The following is a 9,003-nucleotide window of genomic DNA, read 5'->3' on the forward strand; positions in this document are numbered from 1 at the left end:
GGTCGAGGTCGGCAGGCGGCTGGCCCGGCTGGCCCGCTCGCACCAGGTCATCGTCGTGACGCACCTGCCGCAGGTGGCCGCGTTCGCCGACCGGCACCTGGTCGTGGACAAGTCCGCGGACGGCACGTTCACGCGGTCCGCGGTGCGCAAGCTGGACGAGACGCAGCGGGTGGTCGAGCTGGCCCGCATGCTCGCCGGCATGGACTCGACCGACACTGGCCGCGCGCACGCCGAGGAGTTGCTGGCCGCCGCCAAGGCGGACAAGTCGGCGGCGCCGGTGGTGCGCCGCCGCAAGAAGAAGGCCTGACGCGGCGCCGTCGTGGGCGAACCGCTGTTCCCGCCGATGTTCGGCATGATGGGAACGTGACCGAGCACCGGTCAGCGGACGCACACGGTGGTGCGGTGGAAGGTGGACCGGATCTGTGAGCACACGCCGGGTGTTCGGGGCGGTGCTGGTGTTCGTCGCGGCCGGGCTGGCGGTGGCGGCGACGTTCCTCACCGCCTATTCGGTGCAGACCGAGCTGCAGGGCAGGACGCTGCGGTTCGAGGCCACGTCGTGGGCGGTCGAGCGGGACGACTTCCGTGGTTTGCTGATGTTCGGTGTGATCAAGTTCGGTGAGCCCGCTGTGGCGGCGGCGCTGGTGATGGCGCTGTCGGCCGTGCTGGCGTTCCGGGTGCCCGCGGCACGGGTCGGATCGTTGCTCGGGGCCGGGTTGCTCGTGGGCGTGGCCTGGTCCGCGGTGGGCACGCTGCAGGCGATGGTCGACCAGCTTCGTGAGCTCAACGCGCCGGTGCGTTTCGACCTCGAACAGGGTGACGGGGTGACACTGCTGATCGTGGCGGCCGGGATCGGGGTGGTGTCGGCGGTCTTGCACCAGGAACTGCCGCGACGGGTCGCGCCCGAGGCGGAGGCGGCGGAGGCAGGGCCCGTGGTGATCCACCAGATCGACGACGAGCCGGACGACACCGAGACACCGCCGTACGGATATCCGGTCATCGTGGAGCCGAAGAATGATTGATCGTCAGAGGGTTGCCGGCATTCTGCTGGTGCTGGGGGCGGGGCTGGCTGCCGCCGGGAGCTTCCAGCGCACTTTCAGCACGGTCTATCGCGGGTACGGGCAGGATCTGACGATCTCCACCACGTTGTGGGTCACCACGTCGGATCCGGTGGACGGGCCTCCCGACCAGCCCGCCTTTTACGCGGCCGGGTGGCCGGTGATCGTTTCCGCACTGGTCATGGCTGTCGCTGTGGCGGTGATGGCGCGGGAGAGGATCGCGTTCGTCGGGCGCCCGCTCGCTGTGGGTGGGGCTGGGGCGCTCGCCGGGATCGTGTTCTTCTACGTGGCTCAGGTGCGGCGGCAGGAGGAGATCATCGCCTCCGGGCGGACCGGCAACGTTCAGGACGAAGTGCACTACCTCGGCGGTTTGTACCTGTTGGTCGTTGGCGCGATCATCGGGCTTGTCGGCGCGGCGCTTGCCCAGCAGCGGTACCAACGGCAGGAGCAGGAGCCCGAACAGGAAGACGAGGTGGTCGTGCATCAGCTCGACAGTGACGACGACACGCCACCCTTTGGACTCGTGATCCCGAACGACGACGAGCAGCAGGAGACGCGGTGATCGGTAGACCGACGGCGATCGCGCTGATCGCGGCCGGCGTGGTGCTGACCGCGACCGCGATGGTGCTGCCCTGGTACTCGACCGCGTACGCCGGAGATGTCGAGGTCGTCGTCCGGGCGTGGGGCACGGAGATCGTGAACAAGCCCGGCGACTGGCCCGCGGGAGAGCTTTCGCCCTGGTACGGGCTGCCCGTCGCGCTCACCGCGGCACTGCTCGTCGCCGGGATCTGGATCAACCGGGCCGCGCTTGCCGGAGCCGCGGCCCAGCTCGGAGCCGTCGGCATCACCGTGGCACTCGTCGTGTCAGAACGTGGCCACGCGATCGAGCAGCAGGGGGACTTCGCGATCGGGTTCGGGCTGGTGTTCCTCGCGATCGGAACGGTGGTCGCGCTCGCGGGTGCCATCGCCGTGCATCGGGAGACGGCATGAAGAAGATCTTGAGCATCGTCCTGCTCGGGCTTGCCACCGCGGCCGCGGTGACGGCCACGTTCCTGCCGTTCTCGGAGCTGTTGATCCGCCTTGCTCCCGGCCAGCCGCAGACCGCCTACGTCACCACGGGCTGGAGCACGCACTTCGGCGGCACGAAGGACGAGCACGGCCCGCTGTTCGCCATCCCGATCATCGCGGCGGCCACGGCCGTCCTGCTGGGCATCAGGTGGCGAAAGGTCGCTTTTGCCGGAGCGGCCGCGCTCGCCGGGGTCACCGGAATGCTGTTCGTCTATTTGCTGAACGCGATCAGCTTCCACAAATCGGGCAACATCACCATCGATCCAGGCCTGGAAGCGGGGTTCGGCAACGGCATCTGGGTCCTGATAACCGCAGTGGTTCTCGCGTTTGGAGCCGTAGTACTTCACCCCGACGACTGACCAGCACGAATTGCCCGGCGTGCCTCACCTGTCGCGTGCGCACCGTGAGTCACTATCGGACGCATGAAGCTATCCGGGCTGCTGAGCCGCTCCAACCACGAACTTCCCGGTGTCACGGGCGTCGCGCGGGTTGACCGGCGCGTGAGCGACCTGGTGCGGCGCGTCAGCCCCGGTGACGTCGCCGTCTTCGACCTCGTCGACCTCGACCGGCGCACGGCGGAAGCGTTCGTCGCCGCCGAGGTGGTCGGTGTCGTGAACGCCTCGCCGTCCATTTCCGGTCGCTTTCCCAACCTCGGACCGGAACTGCTGATCGAGGCGGGCATTCCGCTGATCGACAACGTCGGCGCCGTCGCGCTGCGCGAGATCAAGGAAGGCACGAAGATCCGGCTGCACGAAGGTGTCGTCTACGCCGGGGAACGTGAGCTCGCCAAGGGAATCGAACAGAACGCCGAAAGCATCGCCGACGCGATGATCGAGGCGAAGGCGGGCATGTCGGCACAGTTGGAGGCTTTCTCCGCGAACACCATCGAGTTCCTGCGCCGCGAACGGGCGCTCGTGCTCGACGGTGTCGGCGTGCCCGAGGTGTACGTGCCGATGCGCGACAGGCAGGTGCTGGTCGTCGCGGGCGGACCGTCGCACGCCGAGCAGCTGCGCAAGCTCCGCAAGTACATCCGCGAGTACCGGCCCGTGCTGATCGGCGTCGACACCGGCGCGGACACGCTGCACGACGCCGGGTACAAGCCGGACATCATCGTCGGCGACCCCGACGGCATCGGCACCGCGTCACTGCGCGAGGCGACCGAGGTGGTGGTGCCCGCGCAGACCGACGGCCACGCGCCGGGCCTGCAGCGGATCCAGGACCTCGGCATCGGCGCGGTGACGTTCCCCGCGTCGGGCAACGCGGAGGACCTCGCGTTGCTGCTCGCCGAGGCGCACGGGGCGTCCCTGGTCGTGACGGTGGGCCTGCGCGCGACGCTGCGCGAGTTCCTCGACCGCGGGCACTCCGGTTCCAACCCCTCCACGTTCCTCACCCGGTTGAAGCTCGGCAGCAAGCTCGTCGACGGGGAGGCCGTCGCGACCCTGCACCGCAGCCGGGTCTCGCTGGGCGTGATCGTCCTGCTGGTGACCGCCGCGATCGTCGCCATGGCGGCGGCACTGGCGGTGTCCGGCGTCGGTCACGTCTACGTCGACATCGTGGTCGACGGCTGGCAATCCGTCGTCAACTGGTTCAAGGGGATCTTCTCGTGATCACGCTGCGATACCACATAGTTTCGATCACCGCGGTGTTCCTCGCGCTCGCGGTGGGGGTGGTGCTGGGGTCGACCGCGATCAGCGGGCGGCTGCTGTCCGGGTTGAGCGACGAGAAGAACTCGTTGGCACAGCAGGTTAACGACCTGCAGAACGACCGCAACGCGTTGAACGCCAAGCTGACGGAGGCGGACAAGTTCGCGGCGTCCGTCGGCCCGCTCGCGGTCAAGGACCGGCTCACCGAACGCACGGTCGTGCTGGTGACCACGTCGGACGCGCGTCCGTCCGATCGGGACGCTCTCGCGGGCCTGCTGAAGTCCGCGGGCGCCACCGTCACCGGCGAGATCCAGCTGACCGACGCGTTCGCCGACCCGTCCCGCGGCGACCAGCTGCGCGACCTCGTCGCACGGCTGCAGCCCGCCGGCTCGCAGCTGCCAACGGCCGGTGACCCCGGAACGCGCGCGGGCGGCCTGTTCGGGACGTTGTTGCTGCTCAACCCGTCCAACAACGAGCCGCAGGCCACGGCCGACGAGACGGCCGCCGCGCTCTCCGGGCTCTCCAACGCCGGGTTCGTGAAGGCGACCTCGGGCGTGAAGCCGGGGCAGCTCGCGATCGTGCTGACCGGCGGTGCCGCGATCGGCGACTCGGCCGCCGACCGCGCCTCCACCATCGCGCGCTTCGCCACCCAGCTCGACCGGGCCGGCGCCGGTGTCGTGCTGGCCGGTGCGAACGGGTCGGCGAACGGCACCGGCCCGATCGGTGTGGTCCGCGCGGACACCAACGCGACGTCGATCCTGTCCACTGTGGACAACTCGGACACCCCGGCCGGTCAGGTCGTCTCGGTCATGGCGTTGCGCGAACAGCTGGAGGGCCGCTCCGGCCGTTACGGCGTCGCGGGCAACGCGGAGGCGTCCTCGCCGGGAATCGCCGGCTGAAGCTCAGTACTCGGTCGTCCAGTCGCCTGGGAGCTGCTTGGCCAGCAGCTCCAGCGCTTCGGGCGTGCGTGCGCGCGCCCACAGCCACTGGCTGTCGTCCTCGCGCACGATCACGTCGTCGCTGACGAACCACCTCGTGCCGGGACTGTGCAGCGGCAGCTCGGCGAAGTGTTCCTGCAGCAGGGAGGTGTCCATCTCGGACATCTCCCTGTCGGCTGTCTCGGCGCCGTCGCGGAACAACGCTTCGGACAGCACCATCTCCACGCACGCCAGTGAGAACCGCGGCAGCCACGTGTCCCAGTGCTCCCCGGTCTTGTCCACCAGGTCGAGCTTGATCAGGACCTCCGGATCGTCCCCGTCGAGAGTGGTCCCCCATGCCGCGACCCACTGGTTCTCGTCTCGGAAGACCAGAATCCCGCCGTCCAGGCGCAGCTCTGTCGGCGTGAGCAGGCGGTCCTGGTTGCTGGTCAGGTCGGGGCGCTTGCCGAACAGCGACAGCGCCTCCTTCACCGCCTCCGGCAGCCCGACGCCGAGCCGCTCCTCGGTGGCGGCGAGATCGGCCCTGTTCCAGCCGTCCTGCGGTTCCAGCGGCTCCGCCCACGCGGCCGCGAAACCCTCGATGAAACGCCATGCCGCCGAGCGGTCGTGCACGGCTCTTGCGGCGTTCCCTGCCACGTCGAAGGTCACGTGACAACGATTCCTGATCTCGGCCCGTGCCGGGGGAAGTTCGGGGAAACGCCTCACTGCGCCGATCGGGTGATGTGATCTGCCGGGTCGTGGTGCGCTGAGTGACCGTCGGCGTGTTAGCGTTATGGCCCGTGGATAGGGGGATTCGGCCCCCACGATTTTCACGGGAGCCCCGTTGGTGCAGCAGGCACGTACGACCAAGCACGTCTTCGTCACGGGGGGCGTCGCGTCCTCCCTGGGCAAGGGGCTCACCGCCTCCAGCCTCGGCCAGTTGCTCACCTCGCGCGGCCTGCGGGTAACGATGCAGAAGCTCGACCCGTACCTGAACGTGGACCCCGGCACGATGAACCCGTTCCAGCACGGCGAGGTCTTCGTGACCGATGACGGCGCGGAGACGGACCTCGACATCGGCCACTACGAGCGGTTCCTCGCGCGGGATCTGAGCGGCGACGCGAACGTCACCACAGGCCAGGTGTACTCCGAGGTCATCGCCAAGGAGCGCCGCGGTGAGTACCTGGGCGACACGGTCCAGGTCATCCCGCACATCACGGACGAGATCAAGCGCCGCATCAGGGCGATGGCCGAGCCGGACGCCGACGGCGTCACCCCGGACGTGGTCATCACCGAGGTCGGCGGCACGGTCGGCGACATCGAGTCGCTGCCGTTCCTCGAGGCGTGCCGCCAGGTCCGCCACGACGTCGGCCGCGACAACGTCTTCTTCCTGCACGTCAGCCTGGTGCCGTACCTGGCGCCGAGCGGCGAGCTGAAGACCAAGCCCACGCAGCACTCCGTCGCGGCGCTGCGCAACATCGGTATCCAGCCGGACGCGATCGTGTGCCGCGCGGACCGCGAGATCCCGGACGCGCTGAAGCGCAAGATCGGCCTGATGTGCGACGTCGACACGGACGCCGTCGTCGCGGCCGTCGACGCGCCGTCGATCTACGACATCCCGAAGGTGCTGCACTCCGAGGGCCTCGACGCCTACGTCGTGCGCCGCCTCGACCTGCCGTTCCGCGACGTCGACTGGACGGTGTGGGGCGACCTGCTCGATCGCGTGCACAACCCGTCGGAGACGGTGAAGATCGCGCTGGTCGGCAAGTACGTCGACCTGCCGGACGCCTACCTGTCGGTCACCGAGGCGCTGCGTGCGGGCGGTTTCGCGCACCACGCCAAGGTCGAGATCAAGTGGGTGCCGTCGGACGAGTGCAAGACGCCTGAAGGTGCGGCGCGTGCGCTGTCGGGCATGGACGCCGTGCTGATCCCCGGCGGGTTCGGCGTGCGCGGCATCGAGGGCAAGATCGGCGCTTTGAAGTACACCCGCACGCGCGGTGTGCCGACGCTGGGCCTGTGCCTCGGCCTGCAGTGCATGGTGATCGAGGCCGCGCGCAACCTCGCGGGCATCGAGGACGCGAACTCCAGCGAGTTCGAAGAGGGCGGTTCGCCGGTCATCTCCACGATGGCCGACCAGGAGGACGTCGTCTCCGGTCAGCGCGACATGGGCGGCACGATGCGCCTCGGCGCGTACATCGCCAAGCTCACGCCGGGCTCGGTGGTCGCGAATGCCTACGGTTCGACCGAGGTCTCCGAGCGGCACCGCCACCGCTACGAGGTCAACAACGCCTACCGCGGCAAGCTCACCGACGCCGGCCTGGTGTTCTCCGGTGTGTCGCCGGACGGCCGCCTGGTCGAGTTCGTCGAGTTGCCCGCGGACGTGCACCCGTTCTACGCGGCCACGCAGGCGCACCCGGAGCTCAAGTCCCGTCCCACGAAGCCGCACCCGCTGTTCGCGGCGTTCGTGAAGGCCGCGATCGACTACCGCGTCGCCGACCGTCTTCCGCTGACGGCAGGGGCCTCGAAGTGAGCTCCCGGCACGACTTCCGGACGGTCTCCAGCGAGGACCTGCACGTCGGGCGGGTCGTGGCGCTGCGGATCGACGACGTCGAGATGCCCGGTGGCGGCACGGCCAAGCGCGAGATCGTCGAGCACATGGGCGCGGTCGCGGTCGTGGCCGTCGACCCTGCGGGCGAGGTCGTGCTGATCCACCAGTACCGGCACGCGCTCGGCAGGCACCTCTGGGAGCTGCCGGCCGGGCTCCTCGACCACCACGGCGAGGAGCCGGTCGTCGGCGCGCGCCGGGAGCTGGCCGAGGAGGTCGGGCTCGACGCGGCGCGCTGGGACGTGCTGGTCGACGCGGCCGCGTCACCCGGTTTCACCGACGAGGTCGTGCGCGTGTTCCTGGCCCGCGACCTGTCCGAAGTGGACCGTGAGGTGCAGGGCGAGGAGGAGGCGGACCTGGAGATCCACCGCTTCCCGCTCGACGAGGCCGTGCGGATGGTGTTCTCGGGCGAGATCGTGAACTCGTCGGCGGTCGCCGGGCTCCTCGCGGCCCGCGAGGTGCTGGAGGGGCGGGCTGAGCCGCGCCCGGCCGACGCACCGTTCCGCGACAAGCCGACCCGGTTCGCCGCGCGCAGGAAGTAAGTTGAGCTGATGCGGACGCTGAAGGGTGCCTTCTCACGACTGGGGGCACCCTTCGCTGTTCTCGCGCTGGGTGGCGCGGGCGCGGTGATGCTGCTGTTCGTCGATCCGAACGAGCCGGGCAACCTGCTGCCGAAGTGCCCGTTCAACTGGCTGACGGGGCTGAACTGCCCTGGGTGCGGTGCCACGCGCATGGTGCACGCGCTGCTGCACGGTGATGTTGTCAGCGCGTTTCACTACAACGCGGTGTTGCTCGCGTTGGGCGTGCCGTTGGCCGTGTGGCTGTTCGCGCGGTGGACGAAAGATCGCTGGACGGGCGAACGGCGTTCCGTGCCGAAGTCGATCGGTGTCGCCGTACTCGTCGTCGCCGGTGTTTGGGGCGTCGCACGGAACCTGGCCGGGATCTAAACTCGGCGCATGCCTGGCCTGCAGCACTCCGTCGTCATCGCGGCCCCGCCAGAGCGCGTCTGGGCGGTGGTCGTCGACGTCGAACGCTGGCCGGAGCGGATCCCCACGGTCGACTCCGTGGAGCGTCTCGACGCCGGACCGCTGGCCGTCGGCTCGCGAACCCGGTTGCGGCAGCCCCGGCTGCCCGAAGCGGTGTGGACGGTCACCGAGCTGACCGACGGGTCGTCGTACACCTGGGAGTCGCGCTCGCCCGGTGTTGTCGTCACCGCCGCGCACGACGTCGAGCCGCACCCCGACGGGAGCAGGCTCACCCTCGCACTGACCGTGTCCGGTCCACTGTCCGGGCTCGGCTGGCTGATGACGCGATCGCTGACCAAGCGGTACGTCGAGACGGAGGCCGCCTCGATCAAGACGGCCTCCGAGACCGGGAACTAGTCGCGGAGCTTGCGGCCCTGCGCGTCCGTGCCGCCGTTGACCAGGATGATGATCCCGTCGATCAACGACCAGATGCCGCAGCCACCGCAGGTCAGCAGCTGGGCGACGGCCATGCCGACGTGGCCGGTGTAGAAGCGGCCGATGCCCAGGTTGCCCAGGAACAGCTGCAGCACGCCCGCCGCGATCTTCGACTTGTCCGACAGCGGCACGCCGGTGATCGGGTCGAAGCCGTACGGGGCCGCCGGGTTCGCGTAGCCCATGCCGGGAGGCGGCGGCACGGCGAACTGCGGCTGCGGACCGGTGGCGGCGGGTAGTACGGCTGGGTGGGCTGGG

The 9,003-nt window shown here is 69.6% G+C and carries 12 protein-coding genes and 1 pseudogene; 11 read left to right on the forward strand and 2 right to left on the reverse strand.

What is annotated here, in order from left to right; translation table 11 throughout:
- The 7 genes and pseudogenes from FXN61_RS44085 to FXN61_RS44115 all read left to right on the forward strand — a co-directional run.
- Positions 1-307: pseudogene (locus tag FXN61_RS44085) on the forward strand (DNA repair protein RecN); the annotation flags it as partial.
- Between the two features lie 115 nt (positions 308-422).
- Complete coding sequence (locus FXN61_RS44090) at positions 423-1,019, forward strand: hypothetical protein (protein ID WP_167979786.1); 597 nt, start codon at positions 423-425, stop codon at positions 1,017-1,019.
- Positions 1,012-1,617, forward strand: a complete 606-nt coding sequence (locus FXN61_RS44095; RefSeq protein ID WP_167979787.1) for a hypothetical protein — start codon at positions 1,012-1,014, stop codon at positions 1,615-1,617. The genes FXN61_RS44090 and FXN61_RS44095 overlap by 8 nt, the downstream gene beginning before the upstream one ends.
- Entirely contained in the window at positions 1,614-2,045 is a 432-nt protein-coding gene (locus tag FXN61_RS44100) for a hypothetical protein (RefSeq protein ID WP_167979788.1), read from the forward strand. Before FXN61_RS44095 ends, FXN61_RS44100 begins: the two co-directional genes overlap by 4 nt.
- The gene (locus tag FXN61_RS44105) at positions 2,042-2,482 is read left to right on the forward strand and encodes a hypothetical protein (RefSeq protein ID WP_167979789.1); all 441 of its coding nucleotides are present in this window, start codon (positions 2,042-2,044) and stop codon (positions 2,480-2,482) included. Before FXN61_RS44100 ends, FXN61_RS44105 begins: the two co-directional genes overlap by 4 nt.
- A 63-nt stretch (positions 2,483-2,545) precedes the next feature.
- Positions 2,546-3,730 carry a putative cytokinetic ring protein SteA gene (gene steA / locus FXN61_RS44110; RefSeq protein ID WP_167979790.1) on the forward strand — a complete coding sequence of 395 codons (1,185 nt, stop codon included), beginning with the start codon at positions 2,546-2,548 and terminating at the stop codon, positions 3,728-3,730.
- On the forward strand, positions 3,727-4,665 hold the full coding sequence (locus FXN61_RS44115) for a copper transporter (RefSeq protein ID WP_167979791.1): 939 nt from the start codon (positions 3,727-3,729) through the stop codon (positions 4,663-4,665). Before steA ends, FXN61_RS44115 begins: the two co-directional genes overlap by 4 nt.
- 3 nt (positions 4,666-4,668) lie before the next feature.
- Here FXN61_RS44115 and FXN61_RS44120 read toward each other — a convergent pair whose 3' ends face one another.
- Positions 4,669-5,352, reverse strand: coding sequence for an SMI1/KNR4 family protein (locus tag FXN61_RS44120; RefSeq protein WP_167979792.1), 684 nt, complete (start codon positions 5,350-5,352; stop codon positions 4,669-4,671).
- 178 nt (positions 5,353-5,530) lie between these two features.
- Between FXN61_RS44120 and pyrG the strand changes: the two genes are divergently transcribed.
- Genes pyrG through FXN61_RS44140 form a run of 4 tightly spaced genes read left to right on the forward strand, consistent with a single transcriptional unit; the run spans position 5,531 to position 8,670 of the window.
- The gene (gene pyrG, locus FXN61_RS44125; protein ID WP_376770812.1) at positions 5,531-7,213 is read left to right on the forward strand and encodes a CTP synthase; all 1,683 of its coding nucleotides are present in this window, start codon (positions 5,531-5,533) and stop codon (positions 7,211-7,213) included.
- Complete coding sequence (locus FXN61_RS44130; RefSeq protein WP_312878464.1) at positions 7,210-7,830, forward strand: NUDIX domain-containing protein; 621 nt, start codon at positions 7,210-7,212, stop codon at positions 7,828-7,830. Before pyrG ends, FXN61_RS44130 begins: the two co-directional genes overlap by 4 nt.
- Before the next feature lie 9 nt (positions 7,831-7,839).
- Positions 7,840-8,235, forward strand: a complete 396-nt coding sequence (locus tag FXN61_RS44135) for a DUF2752 domain-containing protein (RefSeq protein WP_167979794.1) — start codon at positions 7,840-7,842, stop codon at positions 8,233-8,235.
- Between the two features lie 9 nt (positions 8,236-8,244).
- Entirely contained in the window at positions 8,245-8,670 is a 426-nt protein-coding gene (locus FXN61_RS44140) for an SRPBCC family protein (protein ID WP_167979795.1), read from the forward strand.
- Here FXN61_RS44140 and FXN61_RS44145 read toward each other — a convergent pair.
- Positions 8,667-9,003: TM2 domain-containing protein (locus FXN61_RS44145; RefSeq protein WP_167979796.1), on the reverse strand; the 337-nt coding region annotated here is incomplete at its 5' end. The two genes, FXN61_RS44140 and FXN61_RS44145, sit on opposite strands and share 4 nt — an antisense overlap.

Origin of the sequence: Lentzea indica, assembly GCF_012184385.1 — a bacterium.
GTDB lineage: Bacteria > Actinomycetota > Actinomycetes > Mycobacteriales > Pseudonocardiaceae > Lentzea > Lentzea indica.

Coding starts and splice junctions, on each gene's coding strand:
- FXN61_RS44135 (WP_167979794.1), top strand. CDS start 7,840: ATGCGGACGCTGAAGGGTGCCTTCTCACGACTGGGGGCACCCTTCGCT.
- FXN61_RS44095 (WP_167979787.1), top strand. CDS start 1,012: ATGATTGATCGTCAGAGGGTTGCCGGCATTCTGCTGGTGCTGGGGGCG.
- FXN61_RS44140 (WP_167979795.1), top strand. CDS start 8,245: ATGCCTGGCCTGCAGCACTCCGTCGTCATCGCGGCCCCGCCAGAGCGC.
- FXN61_RS44105 (WP_167979789.1), top strand. CDS start 2,042: ATGAAGAAGATCTTGAGCATCGTCCTGCTCGGGCTTGCCACCGCGGCC.
- steA (WP_167979790.1), top strand. CDS start 2,546: ATGAAGCTATCCGGGCTGCTGAGCCGCTCCAACCACGAACTTCCCGGT.